The organism is Bradyrhizobium sp. SBR1B (genome assembly GCF_014198205.1).
Taxonomy (GTDB): Bacteria; Pseudomonadota; Alphaproteobacteria; order Rhizobiales; family Xanthobacteraceae; genus Bradyrhizobium.
In genome coordinates, this window is record NZ_JACIHC010000005.1 from 561,702 (window position 1) to 582,956 (window position 21,255).

Here is a 21,255-nt window from a genome sequence, read left to right on the forward strand (position 1 = left end):
GTTGCGAGTCTTTCCGCATAGTGTATTCCTTAAGTCGTCAGCGGCGCCCACGATCTTCAGACCAGCGCGGTTTAGGAAACGGGGCGAGCGTGCAAATCGGCGGCGGTGTGCACGTAGGCGACGCTTCAAAAAGCGAATGTCGGATCAAAAACCCATAGCAATATGGGAATGGTATCTCTTTGTCTGAATGTCTCCTAGCGGGATCTTGCGTATCCCGATCTCGCGAGGCGCACGGACATCGCAAAGTTACCCCGACACGAGCGATGGCGAAGCCGAGCGGACGAGCAGTGCAGACGGGCAGGGGCATCAGCGATTTTCGTCGCGGGCGTCTTCAGAAGCAGGACCTTGTCGTGAGCGATCACGGCAGGACGGGGAGGTATCATGTCCTACGGATTCAACGCGGTATTGACACAAGTTCCATCGTTCAACGATGCCGTCTCCGATCCGTCCTGCGTTCAGCCTCCCACATGCGAGAGCGCGTCGAGTACGCGCTGACCTCGCGAACTCTCCATCTCCGACATCGCTGATCTGACCTGCGGCGTTTGCGCCGAACGGTCGAGCTATGCCTGACGATGGACTCGCTTGAGGTCGCGCCATGACAGGAAACCCTGCTTGGCGCTCACCACGCAACCTTATCTCTCAAGAGAAGTTTTCTGACGATGACAATGGAACAGGATCGCTGGTCACGCGTGAAGGGTCGGCTGCGCTCGAGCGTTGGCGAAGACGTTTACACGAGCTGGTTTGCGCGCATGGATCTGGAAGGCGTGCAGGAGGAGAGCGTGCGGCTCTCGGTGCCGACCCGGTTCCTGAAGAGCTGGATTCAGGCTCATTATGCCGAGCGCGTGCTGTCGTGCTGGCAGGCCGAGATGCCGGAAGTGCATCGCATCGACCTCACGGTGCGTTCGGCCGTGCGCCCGGTGATACAGCCGAAGGAAGCCCCCGCGCCGGTCGAGACGCGACGCACGCCCACGCCGGAGCTGCGCTCGACCGCGACCGCGCCGGTGTCGGCCAATCATGATGCGCTCGGCGGCTCGCCGCTCGATCCGCGCCTGACCTTCGCGAGCTTCGTCGTCGGCCGTTCCAACACGCTGGCGCATGCGGCCGCGCGCCAGGTCGCCGAAGGTCGCCGCGGCGACCCCGTGATGTTCAACCCGCTCTACATCCATGCCGGCGTCGGCCTCGGCAAGACGCACCTGCTCCAGGCGGTGACCTGGGCCGGCAATTCCGGCAACGAGCGCAAGGTGCTGTATCTCACCGCAGAGAAATTCATGTACGGCTTCGTCGCCGCGCTGAAGACGCAGACGGCGCTGGCCTTCAAGGAAGCGCTGCGCGGCATCGACGTGCTGGTGATCGACGATCTGCAGTTCCTGCAGGGCAAGTCGACCCAGGCCGAGTTCTGTCACACGCTGAACGCGCTGATCGATGCCGGCCGCCAGGTCGTGATCGCGGCCGACCGGCCGCCGTCCGATCTTGAAAGCCTCGACGACCGCGTCCGCTCGCGGCTCGCCGGCGGCCTCGTGGTCGAGATGGGCTCGCTCGGCGAAGAGCTGCGCCACGGCATCCTCAAGTCGCGCGTCGCCGCGGCCCGCGCCCATCATGCGACCTTCGAGGTGCCGGAGGAGGTGCTGCATTATCTGGCGCGCACCATCACCCATAATGGCCGCGACCTCGAAGGCGCGATCAACCGCCTGCTGGCGCACTCGAAGCTCAACAACCGGCCGGTGACGCTGGAGATGGCGGAGCACGAGGTGCGCGACCTGGTCCGGCCGCAGGAGCCGAAGCGGATCAAGATCGAGGACATCCAGCGCGTGGTGGCGCGGCAGTATAATGTCAGCCGCTCCGACCTGCTCTCCTCCCGCCGCACCGCCAATGTGGTGCGCCCGCGCCAGGTGGCGATGTATCTCGCCAAGACGCTGACCCTGCGCTCGCTCCCCGAGATCGGCCGCCGCTTCGGCGGGCGCGACCACACCACGGTGCTGCACGCCGTGCGCAAGATCGAGTCCCTGGTCTCCAAGGACACCGCACTGTCAGAGGAAGTGGAGTCGCTGAAGCGCCAGCTTCAGGAATAAACGCCTAAGGCGCTCCTGCCATTCTCCCGCCGCCCCGGCCATGCCTGGGCGGCGGCTTTCGTTTGGGCGGTAAATCGTGGGAATCGTGCGGAACTGGCTCCCGATCCCTTGAATCCGGGGGCCATCCGAGCCACCTTGCGCGACCCTGGCGGCTTTGGTCATATCGGTTGGATGGCCCTGACCTGCCGGGGTCATCGGTGCCGCGGCGGGGCTTTTCGACCGCCCGGCTTCTTCATTTGGGGATCGGGCGAGTAGTGCAATGAAGGTTACGGTCGAACGCGCGCAACTCCTGAAGTCACTGGGCCACGTCCACCGCGTGGTCGAGCGCCGCAACACGATTCCGATCCTCGGCAACGTGCTGGTCCGGGCCGAGAACGCCAAATTGTCGCTGAAAGCGACCGACCTCGACCTCGAGGTGACGGAGACGCTGCCGGCGGAAACCGCGACCGCGGGCTCCACCACCGTGCCGGCGCACATGTTCTACGACATCGTGCGCAAGCTGCCGGACGGCTCGCAGATCGTGCTGGAGGCCGACGGCGACCGCGCCGTGCTGGCGATCCGCGCCGGTCGCTCGCGCTTCACGCTGCAGACCCTGCCGGAGAATGATTTCCCGGATCTGGCCGCCGGCGACATGTCGCACTCGTTCTCGCTCGCCGCCAAGGACGTCAAGCGGCTGATCGACCGCACCCAGTTCGCGATCTCCACCGAGGAGACCCGTTATTATCTCAACGGCATCTACCTGCACGCCGCCGGCACGCCCAAGGCCGCGACCTTACGCGGCGTCGCCACCGATGGTCACCGCCTCGCCCAGCTCGATTTGGTGCAGCCCAAAGGCGCCGAGGGCATGCCCGGCGTGATCGTGCCGCGCAAGACCGTCGGCGAGGTGCAGCGCCTGATCGAGGACACCGACGCCGAGATGACGATCGAGCTGTCGCAGGCAAAAATCCGCTTTACGATCGGGAATGTCGTGCTGACCTCGAAACTGATCGACGGCACCTTCCCCGACTACGGCCGCGTCATCCCGCAGGGCAACGACAAGGAGCTCGTCGTCGACAAGAAGGATTTCGAGAACGCGGTCGACCGCGTCTCGACGATCTCGAGCGAGCGCGGCCGGGCGGTGAAGTTGTCGCTGTCACCGGGCAAGCTGGTGCTGTCGGTGACCAATCCGGATTCCGGCAGCGCCACCGAAGAGCTCGAAGTCGAATACGCCTCCGACGCCCTCGATATCGGCTTCAACTCGCGCTATTTGCTCGACATCGCCGCCCAGATCGAAGGCGACGTCGCAACACTCAGGCTCGCCGATCCCGGCTCCCCGACCCTGGTCCAAGACCGCGACGACAAGAGCGCGCTGTATGTGCTGATGCCGATGCGGGTGTGAGGGACGTGCTCCCCCTCTCGCGATACCTTGTACGCGGAGACAACCCCTCACCCGGCTTCGGTGCGCGAAGCCACCCTCTCCCACGAGGGAAGAGGGTGAAGCTACAGCCTTTCCTGTCGCCACAAGCGCGACGCACGTTGTTGTGCCCTCCCCCCTTGTGGGAGAGGGCAGCTCCGGTGGCGGATACACACTCAGTCGGGTGAGGGGTTCGTGCCGCAGGAGCCATCCCATCGGCCAGTCGCCAAGCGTCTCCGCCAATTCGCGAAGAACATGCGGCACGAACCAACCGATGCTGAAACCGCAATGTGGCGCTTGCTGAGGGATCGTCGGGTCTCCACTTTCAAGTTTCGCCGACAGGTACCATTCAAAAACTACATTCTCGATTTTGTCTGTTTCGAAAAGCGCCTTGTGATCGAGATCGACGGTAGCCAGCACGTAGAATCACAACGTGACGCGACGCGAGAGGCGACGCTTGCTGCCGAAGGGTTTTGGACATTGCGCTACTGGAACAACGACGTGCTACAGCAGCCCGCTTCTGTATTAGAGGATATCCTTGCAAAGCTTGCCGGGCGGTAAGATACCCCTCACCCGTCGCCTCACTGCGTGAGGCGCCACCCTCTCCCACAAGGGGAGAGGGGGAAGAATCGCGCCAGATCGAATAACTGATGACCCCCTCCCGCATTCATCGCCTGACGCTGACGCATTTTCGCAATTATCGGGCGGCGGGGCTCGAGACGGCGGCTGACATGGTGGCGCTGGTCGGGCCGAACGGGGCGGGCAAGACCAATTGCATCGAGGCGATCTCGTTTCTGTCGCCCGGACGCGGCTTGCGGAGGGCGACGCTGGAAGACGTCGCCGACAACCAGGGCGACGGATCCTGGGCCGTCTCGGCGCAGGTCGAGGGCGCGCTGGGGCTGGCCACGCTCGGCACCGGTATCGATGCGCCGCGCCCCGACAGCGCGGTGAGCCGGCGCTGCCGCATCGACCGCGAGCCGGTGGGGTCCGCGACGGCCTTCGGCGACCATATCCGCATGGTGTGGCTGACGCCGGCGATGGACGGGCTGTTCATGGGCGCGGGCTCGGAGCGGCGGCGTTTCTTCGACCGCCTGGTGCTGGCGATCGACAATGAGCATTCGAGCCGCATCAACGCGCTGGAGCGCTCGCTGCGCTCGCGCAACCGCCTGCTCGAAACCCGCAATTACGACGACCATTGGTGCGACGCCATCGAGCGCGAGACCGCGGAGCTTGCCGTCGCGGTCGCAGCGACGCGCGGCCAGACCGCAGCAAGGCTCACCGGCATGCTCAATGCGCGCGCGCAGGCCTCCGCCTTTCCCTCGGCGCAGATCGCGCTCGACGGCTGGATGGAGAACGCGCTGCTGACTGAGACGGCGACGTCGGTCGAGGATCGCTACCGCCAGATCCTGCGCGACAACCGGCCGCGCGATGCAATCGCCGGCCGCACCACCGACGGTCCGCATCTCACCGATCTCCAGGTGATCTATGCGCCGAAGAGCATGCCCGCGCGTGATGCGTCCACAGGCGAGCAGAAGGCGCTGCTGATCGGTCTCGTGCTGGCGCATGCGAGCCTGGTCGCCGAGATGACCGGAATCGTGCCGCTGCTGCTGCTCGACGAGGTCGTCGCCCATCTCGATCCTAGCAGGCGCGCCGCGCTGTTCGACGAGCTGCGCAAGCTCGGCGCGCAAGTGTGGCTGACCGGCGCGGACCCGGCGGCCTTCACCGAGATCGGCGCTGGAGGCGAAGTCTTCGACGTCGAGAGCGGACAGGTCTCGTCTCGACGTTAGGCCTCCGGGTTGAACCCGCCCTGTTCCATCAGCGACTAGCTGTCTGAAGCGGCGCCGACGGTGTCGCCGTTGTGCAATCGCGCAGTATTTCACACACACGCGATGCTTGGAGCATAGGCATGACGACGGTAAGGCATGGGGCGACAGCTCCAGCGCGATGGCAACTTCTTGCGTGCGGCCTCGCCCTGTTCGCGAGCTGCCTGCTCGCGGCAAGCGCCGGCGCCTGGGTATCGAATTTGTCGCCACTGTTCTCGGCCGCGCTCACGCCGGATCCCGATGCGCGGCTGCCCGCGCCGACCCGCTACCTCTATCGAGGGACCCACACCACCGTGATGCCCGGCGTCGAAGCCCCGCTCCGCACCAGGCTCGAAACCACCGTGCCCGCAGAGCTCGGCGACGTCCTCAGCTTCTATCGCACGGAGCTTGGAAAGCTTGGCTGGCAGGAACAGACCGATGGCGCGGTGATCGCAACCGATCACGCCCAGCTCGCCTTCGCCTCCCCGCTGGGGCCGGCCGCGCTGCAGCTCGCCCGCAAGGACAGCAGTACCTCGATCCATCTCGTGCAGAAGAACGCCGATGCGGCGACCCGGGCCAATATCATGCCCGAACCCGGCCAGGCGAAACTGGTGTTCAGCAACATCAGCGGGAGGGACGCGGCGCTCACGATCAACGCACGAACCGTCAAGCGCGCCGCCGGCGCCAATGCGGTATCGCTGGACCTGGCGCCCGGCAAGTATTCCTACGAACTGAGCGGGCCAGACCATTCAGCCACTACGAACGTCCTCACCCTTGCCGTCGGCGATGCCTGGGAGCTCACGATCGGACGCGACGGAGACGCCTGGCCGCCGCTCCAGCTGTATTGAGCCATGCCTGCCTGATCAGGCCCATGACGCCGCTCGTACGCCGTCCGTTGAACCTCTCCGGTTCCCATCGCGACTTCTCGTCTGAGGCCGCGCGCCGAGGTGTCGCAGCCTGCCCATGCGCAGGGCGACGGCCCGCGCAACACCCAGGAGTTTGACGATGCGGATGATCCCGCTTGGGGCGCAAGTCCCGGCAAGATGGCTGCTGCTTGCCTGCGGCGTTCTCGCGATGGCGAGCACGTCGTATCCCGCGGACGCGGCAGACGACAGCTTCGTCGACGTCCATACGCTGCCACGGCTGGACGGCGCGGTGGAGGATACTTCGCGCCCCGACACCTATCGCGTCATCTACACCGTCCCGACCGCCCTTGCCGCCACGTCCGACGCCACGAAGAAGCTGCTGAGCGCCGACGGCTGGGTGCCCTATGTGTATCCGCTGGACGAGAAGAGTGCCGCGCTGACCTTCAAGAAAGGACAGCAGGGGCTGCGCGTCTCCTTCACACAGGCACGCGGGCGCTCCGACCAATCCGCCGTGTTCTACACGCCGAACCGGATCTATGCGAACGTGCCGTTCCCGGACGGCGCGACCGATCTCGTGTTCGACGAGACCCGACCCTATCTCGGCTGCATCGCGCCCGGTGCGTTCGAGGCGACCTCCGAGTTCTTTGCCAAGGACATGGCGGCCATGGGATGGCGCAAGCTCACGCCTGAAACGTCCTCGCGCTGGCCGAACGCCGATCTTGACGGGACCGTCCCGAACGGCGTGCGCGTCTTTTACGACCACCCCGATCGCGACGCGACGCACATCTACCAGAAGCCGGTGATGCTGACCCTGACACGACGCGACGACGGCCGCACCAATGTCGACATCCGGGTGGCGCCGTTCGCGCTGCCCCAGGAGCTCGAGGCCGACGATGACATGGCGGGCTTGCCGCGGCCGAAGCCGACCAAATCGGCGAGAGGCCTCGGCAGCGCGAGCTCCAACAAGCGCGAGATGTCGGCCGCCGCGATGGCCGAGCTGCCCGCCGTGCTCGCGTTCTATCACCGCGAGTTCGCCGCGCGTGGCTGGCAGGAAGATGGCAATGCGCCGCTCGCGCCCGGCGACGACGTCGCGATCAAGATCTCCAACGCCGAGGAAACTGGCGTGCTGCGGCTCGGCCGCAAATATGATTTCACCATGATCAGCCTGACCGCGCAGGTGAAGGACTCCGCACTTGCGGCCCGCGCCAAGGCGAAGAAGGAGGCCGACGAGAGATTTCTCGGCGATGCCTTGGGGGCGGCCCAGCAGCTCATTGCCGCCGACGGGGCCAGGCGCAAGACACAGGCCGCCTCCCTGTCGGATGCGCCACTCACTGCGCTCGCGGGCAGCAACACGCCGGTGCCGCTGCCCGAAAACGCCGAAGGCGTGAAATTCGAGGGCGACGACGGCCATCTCGAATTCTCCTCCGCCTCGAGCGTCAAGGCGCTCACCGCGTTCTATCGCGCATCGCTCAAGCCCGCCGGCTGGAAGGAGCAGCCCTCCGTCATCAACCAGCCCAACATGGCGGTGATGGAATTCTCCAAGAGCGGCAAATCGATCTCGATGACCGTGATGCAGATGGGTCCGAAGGTGAGCGTGCGCGCCGACGGATCGGGGCTGGTGATGGTCGCCGCGAAGCCGGCGGCCACCGCGGACGTGCAGGCCAAATCCTCCGAGCCGCTCAAGCCCGACCCTGAATCCCAGCTCCCCGTGCCGACGCAGCGGTCCTCGACCTCGCTCGCCACCACCAAAATGCCGGGTAGCGAGATGCCGTTCCGCCGCGAGCTGGCAGCCAGCATCCCGGCCCCGCTCGGCGATGTCCTGGCCTTCTACCGGGCCGAGCTTTCCAAGCTCGGGTGGCAGGAAAAGGCCGACGGCGCCACCGTGTCCGCCGAACGCGCGCAGATCGACTTCACCTCGCCGCAAGGCCCGGCCGTGCTCAAGCTCGGCCGCGCCAAGGGCGAGACCACGGTCAGTCTGGCGCAGAAGAATCCGGATGCCGCTGTGAAGGCCGACATCATGCCGAAGCCCGGCCAGGCCAGGCTGATGCTGGGCAATATCGGGGCGAAGGAAGCCTCGCTGACCATCAACAAGCAGACGGTGAAGATCGCGGCCGGCGCCGGCGGTCCGCAATCGCCGAAAGGCCCGATGCTCGACCTGCCGCCGGGCACCTACCAGTACGCCCTGCGCATGCCCGGGCGCCCGGCCCACACCGAGACCCTCACCGTCGCTGCCGGTGACGCCTGGGGCCTGCTGGTGGGGCCGAGCGGTGACGTACTGCCGTTGCAGATGTATTGACCCCGCTTGCGCCTGTAACGACCAGGTTGAACCTGTCCGGTTCGTGGGCCGACTAGTCGTCGAGAGGCGGCGGCGACGGTGTCGCAGCCGCTGTATTGCGCGAAGATCGCGGCATTCCTGGAGAGTAGGCATGACGACGGTAAGGCGCGGGACGAAGGTCCCGTCACGGTGGTGGCTATTGATGTGCGGCCTCCCTCTTCTTGCAGCTTGTTCGCAGGAGCCGCTTACCGCAGCAGATTCCCACGCCGACATGCCCGTGCCGACGCGAGCCAGTCACGCAAGCTTCAGCACCGCGCACGCGTCCGGCATCGAAATCCCGTTCCGGCTCGAGCTCAAAGCCCATGTGCCCGCAGAACTCAGCGACGTACTGGCCTTCTATCGCGCGGAACTCGGAAAGCGCGGCTGGCAGGAGAAGCCTGATGGCGCGATGGTCGCCGCCGATCACGCGCTGCTCGTCTTCGCCTCGCCGAAAGGGCCGGGCATGCTGACGCTCGACCGCGCCAAGGGCGAGACCACGGTCGACCTCGTGCAGCGAAATACGGAGGTCGTGGCCAAGGCAAACTTCCTGCCGATAGCAGGACACGCGCGGCTGATCTTCGGCTATCTCGTACCTGACGTGGCCTCGCTCACGATCAACGACCAGACCATCGAGATCGCGGGCGGCGTCAACCATCCACAAGTGCTGGATCTGCCGCCCGGCACGTACTCCTACGCGCTACGCGTGTCGGGTCACATGGTGCACACCGACACCATCACTTTGGCCGCAGGCGAGGCTTGGTCCCTCAGGTTGAGTGACGACAGCAAGTCGGACCAGATCTACTGAACCCAGGCTTCTTCCGGAACACCACGGCGCCGCCTCGGAACAGGCCTGCGCGCGCCCGCAAAAACCCCGCCTCAGCGGGCCCAAAAGAGGCCTCGAATCGGGCTTTTGGCCAGCCTCGGAATCGGCCTTCGAACGCCTTGAAAACCGGCCTAAAAACCCCATTTAGTCAAAGGGTTGACGGAAGATACTTTGCGCTAGGCGCAGGCCCTCTTTCGTGGCACAAATAGCTCGCAAATCAGCGCCTTTTGCGCCGCTGATTCGGGCGACATCTCGAAGGCCTCTCATGACAGAACCTGCTCGGCAGCCCGCTGCCGAAAACGAGCCCTCCACCGCGAGCGATTACGGCGCGGAATCGATCCGCGTGCTCAAGGGTCTCGATGCCGTCCGCAAGCGCCCGGGCATGTATATCGGCGACACCGACGACGGCTCCGGCCTGCACCACATGGTCTACGAAGTCGTCGACAACGCGATCGACGAGGCGCTGGCGGGCCACGCCACGCGTGTCGACGTCGTGCTCAATGCCGACAATTCCGTCACCGTGCGCGACGACGGCCGCGGCATTCCCGTCGACATCCACAAGGGCGAAGGCATCTCGGCGGCCGAGGTCATCATGACCCAGCTGCACGCCGGCGGAAAGTTCGACCAGAACTCCTACAAGGTCTCCGGCGGCCTGCACGGCGTCGGCGTCTCCGTCGTCAACGCGCTGTCGAGCAAGCTCGGCTTGCGCATCTGGCGCGACAACAAGGAGCACTACATCGAGTTCGCCCATGGCGATGCCGTCGCACCGCTGGTGGTGGTCGGCGACGCGCCGGGCAAACGCGGCACCGAGGTGACGTTCCTCGCCTCGACCGAGACCTTCAAGAACATCGAATATGATTTCGCCACGCTCGAGCATCGGCTGCGCGAGCTCGCCTTTCTCAATTCCGGCGTCAACATCGCCCTCTCCGACATGCGTCACGCGGTCGAGAAGCGCGAGGAGATGCACTATTCCGGCGGCGTCGAGGAATTCGTCAAATATCTCGACCGCAACAAGAAGGCGATCGTGCCGGCGCCGATCATGGTGCGCGCGGAAGCCAACGGCATCGGCGTCGAGGCGGCGTTGTGGTGGAACGACAGCTACCACGAGAACGTGCTGTGCTTCACCAACAACATCCCGCAGCGGGACGGCGGCACCCATCTGGCCGGCTTCCGCGGCGCGCTGACGCGCCAGGTCAACGGCTATGCCGAGGCCAATGCGAAAAAGGAAAAGATCGCGCTGACCGGCGACGATTGCCGCGAAGGCCTCACCGCCGTGCTGTCGGTGAAGGTGCCCGATCCGAAATTCTCGTCGCAGACCAAGGACAAGCTGGTGTCCTCGGAAGTGCGTCCCGTGGTCGAGAACGTCCTCAACGAGGCGCTCCAGGCCTGGTTCGAGGAGCATCCGAGCGAAGCCAAGATGATCGTCGGCAAGGTGATCCAGGCCGCCGCCGCGCGTGAGGCCGCGCGAAAAGCCCGCGAGCTGACGCGCAAGAGCCCGCTCTCGGTCTCCTCGCTGCCCGGCAAGCTCGCCGACTGCCAGGAGAAGGATCCGGCCAAATCCGAACTCTTCATCGTCGAGGGTGACTCGGCAGGCGGCAGCGCCAAGCAGGGCCGCAACCGCGAATTCCAGGCGGTACTGCCGCTGCGCGGCAAGATCCTCAACGTCGAACGCGTCCGTCCCGACAAGATGCTGTCGTCGGAGCAGATCGGCACGCTGATCACCGCGCTCGGCACCGGCATCAGCGACGAATTCTCGGTCGAGAAGCTGCGCTACCACAAGATCATCGTGATGACGGACGCCGACGTCGACGGCGCCCACATCCGCACGCTGCTGCTGACCTTCTTCTACCGGCAGATGCGCGACATCATCGACGGCGGCTATCTCTATATCGCCCAGCCGCCGCTCTATAAGGTTTCCCGCGGCAAGTCCGAGCAGTATCTGAAGGACGAACGGGCGCTGGAAGACTATCTGATCGACGCCGGCTTGGATGACTGCGTCTACATTCCCGGTACCGGCGGCGACCGCACCGGCCGCGATTTGCGCTCACTGGTCGAGGACGCGCGCGTGGTCCGCAGCATCCTGCGCAACCTGCATAGCCGCTATAACCGCAAGGTGATCGAGCAGGCCGCCATCACCGGCGTGCTGAACAAATCGATCTACGGCAATCCCGAGAACGCCGCGGCCGCCGCCCAATACATCGCGAGCCGGCTGGACAATCAGGCCGAAGAGGTCGAGCGCGGCTGGATCGGGCAATACGTGGAAGGCCAGGGCTTCCTGTTCGAGCGCACCGTGCGCGGCGTCAAGGAAGCCGCTGTGATCGACGATGCCTTCCTGGGCTCGGCCGAAGCCCGCAAGCTCGACGAGTACACGACGAAGCTGCAGGACGTCTACGCCCGCTCCGGCAAGCTGCGTCGCAAGGATACCGAGCACATGGTCCATGGCCCGGTCGACCTGTTCGAGGCGGTGACCGAGGCCGGCCGCAAGGGCATCTCGCTGCAGCGCTACAAAGGTCTCGGCGAGATGAACCCGGAGCAGCTCTGGGAGACGACGCTGGACACCGACGTGCGCTCGCTGCTGCAGGTGAAGGTCAAGGAGGTCGACGAGGCCGACGACATCTTCACCAAGCTGATGGGCGACGTGGTCGAACCGCGCCGCGACTTCATCCAGGAACATTCGCTCAGCGCGACGATCGATATCTGAGGTTTGCTTCGCCTCTCCCGCTTGCGGGAGAGGCCGACGCGCTCGCAGAGCGCGGCGGGTGAGGGCATTCTCCTCGCGGGGATACTCTCGGTAAATTCAACAATCCCGATGCGGAGACACCCCCACCCCAGCCCTCCCCCGCAAGCGGGAGAGGGGGCGCACCACCTTCACCGCAACACCATCACCTGAACCTCCCCACCTGCCATCGCGACAAAATGACGTAGCCGGCACTGGAAGAGGTCCGAACGAATGTTGTCGACTTTAGCTGGCCAGCGCCAAATGTTCGTGCAGCAGGCCTTCGAATTGGCCGAGCTCTTCGGTTTGGAAACCCGCAATAAGTACCGCATCTGCGATCAAAATGGTCGCGATCTGCTCTATGCGGCTGAACAGCAAAAGGGACTTCTCGGCTTCTTGGGGCGCCAAGTATTTGGACATTGGCGCTCTTTCGAGATCCATTTTTTCGACAACACCCGACAGCCGGTCATGCGCGGGGTTCATCCCTTCCGCTGGTTCTTTCAGTGTCTGGAACTGCATTCGCGCGACGGCCGGCTCATCGGAACGATCGAGCGTCAGTTTACGATTCTCACCAAGACATTCCATGTGATCGATGCGCAGGGGAGAGTGGTGCTCGAGGTCAGTTCGCCATTTTGGCGCGTGTGGACGTTCCCGTTCATGCGTGGAGCGAACGAGCACGCGCGCGTCGCGAAAAAATGGTCCGGCCTTGCCTCCGAACTGTTTACGGACCGCGATAGTTTTCTCGTGGAATATCTAGACCCCGGTCTGACGGAAGATGAGCGAGCGCTGGTTCTTGCCGCTGCGATTTACATCGATCTGATGTATTTCGAAGTCAAAGGCGAGGGCGGCGTCATCAACTTGTTCCGCAATTGAAGCGCGGCGGACCTCTCTCGCTTGTCCACCGCAGCTCCCTGAACCGACCCACAAGGCCAATTCCGGCCGGGAAGTGTCACGCCATGACCGCCTCTGCAACGACCAGTTCCGCCGCGCCATCCCGCCGTCTCGGCGTGATCGGTAGCATCGTCGGCGTGCTGGCGCTGATCGCGGCCGTGTTGCCGCATTGGGTCATACCTGCGATCTACCCGCCACCGCCGGCGGACAAAGTGATCGTCGACACCGGCCATCGACTGAAGGATCGCCTGATCGCACGCGTCAAGGGCGTCGAGTACCAAGCCCCGCCGCGGGAGAAGTCGACGGGGAGCCAATTGAGGGAGGCGTCCTCGATCGCTGCGATCTCGCTCGGCCTGCTTGCCATCCTGCTCTCGGTCCTCGCGCTGGTGTTTCGCGAAGAGCGGCTGCTGGCCGGCGTCGCGGCCGCGCTTGGGGCCGGCGCCATTGCCGTCGAAATCTCCTTCCTGGCCATGGGCGTGCTGATGCTGATCGTCATCCTTTATGTGGTGGCGAATGTTATCGGTCTGTTCTAAACGCGGGTCCGACGGGTTTCCTCGGCCGCCGAGTGGCCTTCCGCCGCAACAAGTGCGGAATTGCTCCCCTGCTCAATTCTTTGTAGTTTCCGCCCGAAACAGGCCCGCCCACCCAACAAGACAGCGAGAACCCCGTGGCGCCCATCCAATACATCGTCGAGGGCGGTCACCGGCTCTCGGGCTCGATCGAGCCGTCCGGCAACAAGAATTCGGCGCTGCCGATCATCGCCGCGGCGCTGCTCACCGAGCATCCGGTGACGCTGGAGAACGTGCCACGGATCCGCGACACCGAGACGCTGGTCGAGCTGATCCGCTCGGTCGGCGCGGCGGCGGAATGGACCGGGCGCAACACGCTTCACATCCATGCCAAGAGCATCCGCGCTGCCGATCTCGACCCTGAGCTGTGCGTGCGCATCCGCGCCTCGATCCTGCTCGCGGGCCCCCTGCTGGCGCGCTGCGGCGAGGTGATGCTGCCGCCGCCCGGCGGCGACGTCATCGGCCGCCGCCGCCTGGACACCCATGTGCTGGCGCTGGAGCAGCTCGGCGCCAGGGTCACCGCGACCGACCGGCTCGAATTCCGCGCGCCCAAGCTTGCCGGCGCGGACGTGTTCCTGGACGAGCCGAGCGTCACCGCGACGGAGAACGCGCTGGTGGCGGCCGTCGCCGCCGACGGCGTCACCCATTTGCGCAACGCGGCCTCCGAGCCGCATGTGCAGGATCTCGCCAACTTCCTGGTCGCGCTCGGTGCGAAGATCGAGGGCATCGGCACCAACACCATGATCATTCATGGGCCCGCAACGCTGGGAGAAGCGACCTATCGGATCCAGCCCGACCATATCGAGGTCGGCTCGTTGATCGGGCTTGCCGCCGTGACGCGCTCGCCGCTTCGCATCACGCGCGCCGGCGTCGAGCATCTGCGCTCGATCCGCATGGGTTTCGAGCGGCTCGGCATCGTCTGCCGCGTCGAGGGCGACGATCTGATCGTGCCGGCGAACCAGACGCTGAAGATCCAGGACGATTTCGGCGGCCACGTGCCGAAGCTGGAAGACCAGCCCTGGCCGGCCTTCCCGGCCGATCTGATGTCGATCGCGATCGTCACCGCCACGCAATGCGAGGGCGTGATCCTGATGTTCGAGAAGATGTTCGAATCCAGGATGTTCTTCGTCGACAAGCTGATCGCAATGGGCGCGCGCATCGTGCTGTGCGACCCGCACCGCGCCATCATCGCAGGGCCCAGCCGCCTCCACGGCGCGACAATGACCTCACCCGACATCCGCGCCGGCATGGCGATGCTGCTGGCCGCGGTGTGCGCCCAGGGCACCTCCACCATCAACAACGCCGACCAGATCGAGCGCGGCTATGAGCGCATCGAGGAACGGCTGAACGCGCTGGGCGCGAAGATCACGCGCGTGCCGGAGCGGAAGGGCTGAGGCTCGCCCTCATCCCAACCACAGTATCGTAGGGTGGGCAAAGCGAAGCGTGCCCACGCTTCTGTTGCAATATTGACGAGGTGGTGGGCACGGGCGCAAACGCGCCTTTGCCCACCCTACGAGACCGAGCTAGCGGATAGAGCACCTCACCTCTCGTTCTCACGGGCCATGTTTTCGTCGCGCGGCCGTGCTAATGAGCCGCAATGCTCGACACCGTGCAACATCGATCGCAGCCGCAAGCCGGCGTGCCGCAAAACCATCTCGCCGAAGAATTCGTCGAGACGCTGCGGCTGGCCGTGCCGATGATGCTGACGCAGCTCGGGCAGATCGCGATGATCACGACCGATCTCGCGCTGATCGGACGGCTTGGCGAGGATGCGGTAGCCGCGGCGGCGCTGGCGCACACCGTTTATTTCGTCAGCTTCACCTTCGGGCTCGGATTGATGGCTGCGGTGTCGCCCCTGGCCGCGCAGGCATTCGGCGCCGGAGACGTCAGGCTGATCCGCCGCTCCTTGCGCGTCGGCCTGTGGGTCGCGCTGCTGATCTCGCTGCCGATGATGGCCTCGCCGCTCTATGGCGAGCGGATCCTGCTCGCGCTCGGACAGGCGCCGCAATCGGCCGCCCTGGCGCAGCGCTATCTCAACGGCCTGGCCTGGGGCATCGCGCCGGCGCTCGGCTTCATCGCGCTGCGCAGCATGATGAGCGCAGTGAACCGGCCGCAGCCGCCGCTGTGGATCACGCTCGCGGCGATTCCGGTCAATGCCGCGCTGGTCTATGCCCTGATCCACGGCCTGTTCGGCCTGCCGGAGCTCGGCCTGTTCGGCGCCGGACTTGCGACCACGATCGTCAATCTCGGCACGTTCATCGCCGTGCTCGCCATCGCAGGGCTGTGCAAGCCGTTTTCGGACTACCGCCCGCTCGCCCGCCTATGGCGGATCGATTGGCCCCTGATGCGCCAGCTGATTGCGATCGGCGCGCCGATCTCGTTTTCGCTGCTGCTGGAATATGGCCTGTTCTCCTCGGCGGCGCTGCTGATGGGGTTGATCTCGACCGCCGCGATTGCCGCGCATCAGATCGCGCTGCAAATCACCGCCGTGCTGTTCATGGTGCCGCTCGGCATCGGCATGGCGGCCACCGTGCGGGTCGGCCATGCCTTCGGCCGCGGCGAGCCGGCGGCGGTGAAGCGCGCCGGGCTCGTCGCCGCCGTGCTCGGCATGGCGCTCGTGTCCGCCCTGACGATCGCCATCATCCTCGGCCGCTATCAGCTGGGCCGGCTGTTCTTCGGCAGCGGCGAGGCGAGCGCGGCCACCATCGAGCTGACCGCAACGCTGCTGCTGGTCGGCGCTACCTTCTTCATCGCCGACGGCCTGCAGACCATCATGGGCGGCGCGCTGCGCGGCATCAACGATACGAGAATGACGCTGCTGTTCGCGGCAATCGGCTACTGGGGCATCGCCTTTCCCATCGCCTGGGTACTGGCCTTCAACGCCGGGCTCGGCGCGGTCGGCGTCTGGGTCGGGTTTTCGCTCGGGACGTTCGTTTATGCCGGGCTCTTGATCTTGCGCTTCCGGATGCTGACGCGCAGACTGGCGGGATGAACGGGACCGTCCGCGAAGTCACGCCCGAGGTCGATGCCATCACGCTGCTGGCAGGCGCGCAATTCGTCGACGCGTTTCGCGTCGAGATCGGCGCAGCGACGGTGAATGCCCGCGAGGCCTGCACCCGGATGGTGCTGCATGGACCGCGCTGGATCGACGTGCTGCTGCGCCTGCGCAACATTCTGGTGACGCCGTTCGGGCTGAAGACATCGGGCGAAGGCGCACCGGCTCCGCGCGGATTGATCGGCCTGTTTCCGGTGGTCGACGAAACGCCCGAGCGTCTGGTCGCGGGCTTCGACGATTACCACCTCGACTTCCGCATCGTGGTCGATGTTGCAGGAGGTGCCACAAGCCGGCAGGTGACCTCGACCACGCTGGTGCGGACGCATAATCTTCTGGGCCGAACCTACCTCGCCCTCATCACACCCTTCCACAAGCTCGTCGTCCGCGCCATGATGGGGCGGATCGTGGAGCCGGCGCGATGACGCTGTCCGTCGACCTGTTCTTCTCCTTCCGCAGCCCTTTCAGCTATCTGGCGCTGCCGAAGACGCTGAAGCTCGTCGAAGACTACGATCTCGCGGTCAACCTGCGGCCGGTCTATCCGCTCGCGGTCCGCGTGCCCGGCTTCTTCAAGAAGGCCAGCCCGAACTTCATTCGCTATGTGGTGCTCGACAGCACGCGCGTGGCGCAGCACGAGGGCATTCCGTTCCGCTTTCCCCGGCCCGATCCGATCGTGCAGGACAAGACGACGTTCGATGTCGCGGCCGAGCAGCCCTACATCCACCGCCTGACCCGCCTGGGCGCCATGGCGCAGCTCGAGGGACGCTCGCTCGCATTCACCTCAGCGATCGCGCGCGTGCTGTGGGACGGCTCGGTGGCGGGCTGGAACGAAGGCGATCATCTCGCGCACGCCGCCGAGAGCGCCGGCTTCGACCTCGCCGCGATGGATGAAGCGATCAGCGCCGACGCGGATCGCTACGAGCAGGTGATCGCCGGAAACGAGAAGGATCACGCCGCCTCCGGCCATTGGGGCGTGCCGACCTTCGTATTCGAGAACGAGCCGTTCTTCGGCCAGGACCGCATCGATCTCTTGCTCTGGCGCATGCAGGGCAAGGGGCTGACGAAGCGTCCGGGCCGACATTGACGAACACCGCCCGTGTTCAGCCCACCGGCCCCGGGGTCCAATTGTCCCCTGCAAGCGGACTCACTCTCACATCGGGAATGACCCCGAGGTCCATGCTTGGATCGAAATGGCGCATCGTCCGCTCATTGAGGTCAATGATGCGGCCAGGTCTTAGTGGCCCCACGTCATTTATCTTGACGATGACCTTCTTGCCCACGGCTTCGACGAGGGCATATTTCGGCCTCGCGCCAAATTGAACCCCACCGAATTTGCGACGCAAGCTCGTCTTGATGGCAGCCGTCCAGGCAGAGGGATCATAACGCTCGCCGGTGGCTGTCTTCGGACCGCCCTCCTCCTTGCCGGGCTTGAACGGATTGTATGTGGACGCCGCGCCAACGATCGCATCGCCGGAGGCGGCATCGACGACGTCACTTGAGTGATCCCCGCCTGTTTCACTTCGAGCAACGGCAACAGAGAAGGCGAGCGCAACCAGGGCGCCGCAAATTGCGGCGCTCGAGCGGAATAGCATCATAAGTCCTGTGATTTTTTGGATTGTCCGGTTCCAGAACCGCAAACGTGGTCAAGCGAACGCAGAAGCGTTCATGAACTCGCGCCAATCGTTTTGCGGATTCGAGCCAACCCCTGGCTACGGAACCGTCGTGGGAACCGGGGTGGTCCTCACGTAGTGTTTTAGCTTCACACCGACTAAGACAGAGATTGCGTCAGCAGCATGACCCGATGGAACCTTGCGCGCGCATCGTCTCAAGGGTCGCAGGCAGTCGATCAGAGCAAGCCGCACGACATGCGGATTGCTGTCGAAAGCCGACGTTTACGAGAACGCGCCGAACTCACTCCGCAACGCGCGCGGACTTGTCGGCCGAGGCCTCCGACCATTCGCCGACGACGCGATCGAGGTCGCAGAGATTCTGGTGCATCTGCTCCAGCGAGAAGCCGAGTGCGAAGAAGCGTTCGGCAGTGTCGCCGGGCTGACCGCGGATCAGGCCGTCGTGGCGGACGGCGGCGACCGCTTCGGCGTAGTGCTGAAGCGCGACATGGACGGGATGGATCGGCGGCGCGCCGGCGCCTTCGCGCAAGGCCGCCGCGGCCGACCGCAAGAAGCGTGCGATCACGGCCGACACTTCCGTCAGCGGAGCTGCGAGCCGCGTCTGCACCTCGATCGGCAACGGCACCACGGTGGCGCGGCCGATCATCACGACGTCATGGCGCAGGCGCAGGACGGTGCGCAACAGCGGCCCGGTGTCCGGACCGCTCGACAGCCGTGCGGCGCGCTCGCGCTCGGCTTCAGCGCCGATCGCAGTGAGACCAACCATCGCGGTGCCGATCCCGTCCTGGATCCGGTGTAGCGCGTCGTTGTCGCGGCCGCGGGTGAGGCCCGCGAGCAGCTCGGTGAACGCGTCCGCGATCAGCTCGAGCAGGATCGCGGCGCTGGCACGGATCTGCCGCACCGCACGCGAGGGCAGCACCAGGAACGAGACCAGCAATCCCGTAATGGCGCCGACCGCGACCTCGCTGACGCGATCGATCGCCGAGGTCATGGGATCGGAGTGATGCATGGTCGGAACCAGGAGCACGATCACGGCGGTCACGGTGGCGGCGCTGAGGCTCGGATTGATCGCGGCGATGAAGGCGAGCGGCGCGACCGAGAGCACCAGCAGGCCGAGCAGGCCTGCCTCGCTGGAATAAGGAATCAGGATCGCGATAGCGCCGCCATAGATGGCGCCGCCGATGGTGCCGAGCATGTAGTCGCGCGTCGCTTTCAACGAGCGGCCGACGCTCATCTGGGTCACGATCAGCGAGGTCAGCACCGCCCAGAGCGGCAATAGCAGATGCAGCGCGGTGGCCAGCGCATAGGCCGCGGTCGCGGCCACCGTGACCCGGATCGCCAGCCCGAGTTGCGTCCGCCGCGACCTGATCCGCTCCCACACCTGTCCTGCGAATGCCATCGTCAGACGTCCCAATCTTCTCGGGCCAAGCAAAAGCATGGCTGATGCCCGCGGCCCCGAGGCCGCTTGAAAGGCCCAATCAGCCCGCCTAACTTGCGCGCCAAAGCGAGGAAACACGATGGCCCACGAAACCGCAACGCTCGCCGCCTATGTCTTCAACCTGAAATACCAGGATATTCCGGCCGAAGTGCTGGACCGCGCCAAGGTGCTGACGCTGGACTTCCTCGGCAGCGCGATCCGGGCCAGGCGCGAGGCGGAGTCGACCCCGTCGATGCTGAAAATGCTGGAGGCGCTGGCGCTCGACACCAAGGGCGAATCCACCGTGTTCGGCGACTCCAAGACCTGGACGCCCGCGGTCGCGGCGCTGCTCAATGGCGCACTCGGCCATTCCCTCGACTTCGACGACACCCACGCGGATTCCTCGCTACATCCGAGCGCGCCGGTCGTTCCGGCTGCCTTCGCCGTCGGCGAGATGGTCGGCGCATCGGGCCGCGACGTGCTGACCGCGATCGTCGCGGGTTATGAGGTCTGCTGCCGGCTCGGCAACGCACTCGACCCGACCTCGCATTATGCGCGCGGCTTCCACCCGACCGCGACCGCCGGCACCTATGGCGCGGCGGCCGCCGCCGGCAAACTGTTCGGGCTGTCCGAGCAGCAGCTCATCGCCGCCTTCGGTGTCTCCGGCAGCCAGGCCGCCGGCTCGCTGCAATTCCTGGTCAACGGCGCCTGGAACAAGCGCTACCAGGTCGGCGCCGCTGCGATGAACGGCGTGATCGCCGCGACGCTGGCGCGCAGCGATTTCGTCGGCGCGACGGAATCAGTTGAGGGCAAGCACGGCCTGCTCGCCGGCTACACCGACGATGCGCATCCGGACAAGGCGGTCGCCGAACTCGGCAAGACCTACGAGACCATGAAGATCGGCGTGAAGCCATATCCGAGCTGCCGCTATACCCATGCCGCGATCGATGCGCTGATCGCGATGCGTCGCGAGCACAATCTGACGCCCGACCAGGTCAAGCGCGTCGAGATCGGTTTGCATCGGAACGGCATCACCTTGACCGGCGATGCCGCCACCAAGCGTCATCCGACCTCGATCGTCGGCGGCCAGTTCTCGATGTTCTTCACCGGCGCACTCGCGCTCGACCAGGGTTCGTTCGGCTGGGACGACTATAACCGCCTCGGCGACGCCGCCATCGACGCACTTGCCGACAAGTTTGACGTGGTCCAGGACGACCGGCTCGAGATCGGCCGCACCCATCCGTTCGGCGCCCGCGTCAGCATCACGACGGACGATGGCGTGCATGAGCGGCTCTATGCGGACCCGTCCGGCGAGCCGAATTCGTTCCCGGACGCGCAGGCCATGCAGCAGAAATTCCTGACGCTGGCGCGCCCCGTGCTGAACGCGCGCGCGGAAAAATTCGCGGATGCGATCATGACGCTGGAGCGATTCGATCGCGTGGCCAAGGCGACGGAATTGGGCCGGTAGAAGCGACGGCTCTTTCCTTCCCTTCTCCCCTTGTGGGAGAAGGTGGCGCGAAGCGCCGGATGAGGGGTACGTCTCCGCGCAATCAACTGCATGGGAGGCGTGCGGAGAGAGACCCCTCACCCGTCTCGCCGCTACGCGGCGAGCCACCCTCTCCCACAAGGGGCCTGTTGCGTAATCCGCCAGTTGTGATTCCCTAGGGCAAAGCCTTGGGGGAATGACGATGGCGGTGAAGCGGACAGGACAGCCG

General features: G+C 65.3%; 17 protein-coding genes. 15 read left to right on the forward strand and 2 right to left on the reverse strand.

Annotation, left to right across the window (positions count from 1 at the left end; translation table 11 throughout):
- The first annotated feature begins 659 nt into the window (after positions 1-659).
- From dnaA to GGD61_RS17335, 14 genes are all read left to right on the forward strand, one after another.
- The gene (gene dnaA, locus GGD61_RS17270) at positions 660-2,069 is read left to right on the forward strand and encodes a chromosomal replication initiator protein DnaA (protein WP_026202184.1); all 1,410 of its coding nucleotides are present in this window, start codon (positions 660-662) and stop codon (positions 2,067-2,069) included.
- A gap of 259 nt (positions 2,070-2,328) precedes the next feature.
- Entirely contained in the window at positions 2,329-3,447 is a 1,119-nt protein-coding gene (gene dnaN, locus GGD61_RS17275) for a DNA polymerase III subunit beta (RefSeq protein ID WP_018319464.1), read from the forward strand.
- Positions 3,448-3,657: 210 nt separating this feature from the next.
- Positions 3,658-4,023 (forward strand): endonuclease domain-containing protein, encoded by a 366-nt coding sequence (locus tag GGD61_RS17280; RefSeq protein ID WP_018319463.1) that lies wholly within the window; start codon positions 3,658-3,660, stop codon positions 4,021-4,023.
- Between the two features lie 89 nt (positions 4,024-4,112).
- Entirely contained in the window at positions 4,113-5,249 is a 1,137-nt protein-coding gene (gene recF, locus GGD61_RS17285) for a DNA replication/repair protein RecF (RefSeq protein ID WP_018319462.1), read from the forward strand.
- Positions 5,250-5,368: 119 nt separating this feature from the next.
- On the forward strand, positions 5,369-6,112 hold the full coding sequence (locus GGD61_RS17290) for a hypothetical protein (protein ID WP_092251526.1): 744 nt from the start codon (positions 5,369-5,371) through the stop codon (positions 6,110-6,112).
- Positions 6,113-6,269: 157 nt separating this feature from the next.
- On the forward strand, positions 6,270-8,426 hold the full coding sequence (locus tag GGD61_RS17295) for a hypothetical protein (protein ID WP_092251525.1): 2,157 nt from the start codon (positions 6,270-6,272) through the stop codon (positions 8,424-8,426).
- 250 nt (positions 8,427-8,676) lie between these two features.
- Positions 8,677-9,249: a hypothetical protein gene (locus tag GGD61_RS17300; protein ID WP_092251524.1), complete on the forward strand. Its 573-nt coding sequence runs from the start codon at positions 8,677-8,679 to the stop codon at positions 9,247-9,249.
- Between the two features lie 283 nt (positions 9,250-9,532).
- Positions 9,533-11,968, forward strand: a complete 2,436-nt coding sequence (gene gyrB / locus GGD61_RS17305; RefSeq protein WP_018319458.1) for a DNA topoisomerase (ATP-hydrolyzing) subunit B — start codon at positions 9,533-9,535, stop codon at positions 11,966-11,968.
- A gap of 249 nt (positions 11,969-12,217) precedes the next feature.
- On the forward strand, positions 12,218-12,856 hold the full coding sequence (locus GGD61_RS17310) for a phospholipid scramblase-related protein (protein WP_092251523.1): 639 nt from the start codon (positions 12,218-12,220) through the stop codon (positions 12,854-12,856).
- An 83-nt stretch (positions 12,857-12,939) separates the two neighbouring features.
- Entirely contained in the window at positions 12,940-13,407 is a 468-nt protein-coding gene (locus GGD61_RS17315) for a hypothetical protein (protein ID WP_018319455.1), read from the forward strand.
- 134 nt (positions 13,408-13,541) lie between these two features.
- The gene (gene murA, locus GGD61_RS17320; RefSeq protein WP_092251522.1) at positions 13,542-14,837 is read left to right on the forward strand and encodes a UDP-N-acetylglucosamine 1-carboxyvinyltransferase; all 1,296 of its coding nucleotides are present in this window, start codon (positions 13,542-13,544) and stop codon (positions 14,835-14,837) included.
- Between the two features lie 203 nt (positions 14,838-15,040).
- Positions 15,041-16,435: an MATE family efflux transporter gene (locus GGD61_RS17325; protein WP_092251520.1), complete on the forward strand. Its 1,395-nt coding sequence runs from the start codon at positions 15,041-15,043 to the stop codon at positions 16,433-16,435.
- On the forward strand, positions 16,432-16,920 hold the full coding sequence (locus tag GGD61_RS17330; protein ID WP_183230930.1) for a DUF2867 domain-containing protein: 489 nt from the start codon (positions 16,432-16,434) through the stop codon (positions 16,918-16,920). Before GGD61_RS17325 ends, GGD61_RS17330 begins: the two co-directional genes overlap by 4 nt.
- A complete protein-coding gene (locus GGD61_RS17335) occupies positions 16,917-17,579 on the forward strand; it encodes a 2-hydroxychromene-2-carboxylate isomerase (RefSeq protein ID WP_183230931.1) in 663 nt (220 codons plus the stop codon). Before GGD61_RS17330 ends, GGD61_RS17335 begins: the two co-directional genes overlap by 4 nt.
- Positions 17,580-17,595: 16 nt before the next feature.
- On the opposite strand, the gene GGD61_RS17340 is transcribed toward GGD61_RS17335, so the two are convergent.
- Together GGD61_RS17340 and GGD61_RS17345 are read right to left on the reverse strand one after the other, a co-directional pair.
- Positions 17,596-18,090, reverse strand: a complete 495-nt coding sequence (locus GGD61_RS17340; RefSeq protein WP_183230932.1) for a septal ring lytic transglycosylase RlpA family protein — start codon at positions 18,088-18,090, stop codon at positions 17,596-17,598.
- Between the two features lie 316 nt (positions 18,091-18,406).
- Entirely contained in the window at positions 18,407-19,522 is a 1,116-nt protein-coding gene (locus tag GGD61_RS17345) for an aromatic acid exporter family protein (protein WP_179732657.1), read from the reverse strand.
- A 118-nt stretch (positions 19,523-19,640) separates the two neighbouring features.
- Between GGD61_RS17345 and GGD61_RS17350 the strand changes: the two genes are divergently transcribed.
- On the forward strand, positions 19,641-21,008 hold the full coding sequence (locus GGD61_RS17350) for an MmgE/PrpD family protein (RefSeq protein ID WP_183230933.1): 1,368 nt from the start codon (positions 19,641-19,643) through the stop codon (positions 21,006-21,008).
- The last annotated feature ends 247 nt before the right edge of the window (positions 21,009-21,255 follow it).

Bases quoted from the DNA above. Each gene is read 5' to 3' on its own strand.
- dnaA (WP_026202184.1), top strand. From the start codon at position 660: ATGACAATGGAACAGGATCGCTGGTCACGCGTGAAGGGTCGGCTGCGC.
- dnaN (WP_018319464.1), top strand. From the start codon at position 2,329: ATGAAGGTTACGGTCGAACGCGCGCAACTCCTGAAGTCACTGGGCCAC.
- recF (WP_018319462.1), top strand. From the start codon at position 4,113: ATGACCCCCTCCCGCATTCATCGCCTGACGCTGACGCATTTTCGCAAT.
- GGD61_RS17290 (WP_092251526.1), top strand. From the start codon at position 5,369: ATGACGACGGTAAGGCATGGGGCGACAGCTCCAGCGCGATGGCAACTT.
- GGD61_RS17295 (WP_092251525.1), top strand. From the start codon at position 6,270: ATGCGGATGATCCCGCTTGGGGCGCAAGTCCCGGCAAGATGGCTGCTG.
- GGD61_RS17300 (WP_092251524.1), top strand. From the start codon at position 8,677: ATGCCCGTGCCGACGCGAGCCAGTCACGCAAGCTTCAGCACCGCGCAC.
- gyrB (WP_018319458.1), top strand. From the start codon at position 9,533: ATGACAGAACCTGCTCGGCAGCCCGCTGCCGAAAACGAGCCCTCCACC.
- GGD61_RS17310 (WP_092251523.1), top strand. From the start codon at position 12,218: ATGTTGTCGACTTTAGCTGGCCAGCGCCAAATGTTCGTGCAGCAGGCC.
- GGD61_RS17315 (WP_018319455.1), top strand. From the start codon at position 12,940: ATGACCGCCTCTGCAACGACCAGTTCCGCCGCGCCATCCCGCCGTCTC.
- GGD61_RS17325 (WP_092251520.1), top strand. From the start codon at position 15,041: ATGCTCGACACCGTGCAACATCGATCGCAGCCGCAAGCCGGCGTGCCG.
- GGD61_RS17330 (WP_183230930.1), top strand. From the start codon at position 16,432: ATGAACGGGACCGTCCGCGAAGTCACGCCCGAGGTCGATGCCATCACG.
- GGD61_RS17335 (WP_183230931.1), top strand. From the start codon at position 16,917: ATGACGCTGTCCGTCGACCTGTTCTTCTCCTTCCGCAGCCCTTTCAGC.
- GGD61_RS17340 (WP_183230932.1), bottom strand. From the start codon at position 18,090: ATGATGCTATTCCGCTCGAGCGCCGCAATTTGCGGCGCCCTGGTTGCG.
- GGD61_RS17345 (WP_179732657.1), bottom strand. From the start codon at position 19,522: ATGGCATTCGCAGGACAGGTGTGGGAGCGGATCAGGTCGCGGCGGACG.
- GGD61_RS17350 (WP_183230933.1), top strand. From the start codon at position 19,641: ATGGCCCACGAAACCGCAACGCTCGCCGCCTATGTCTTCAACCTGAAA.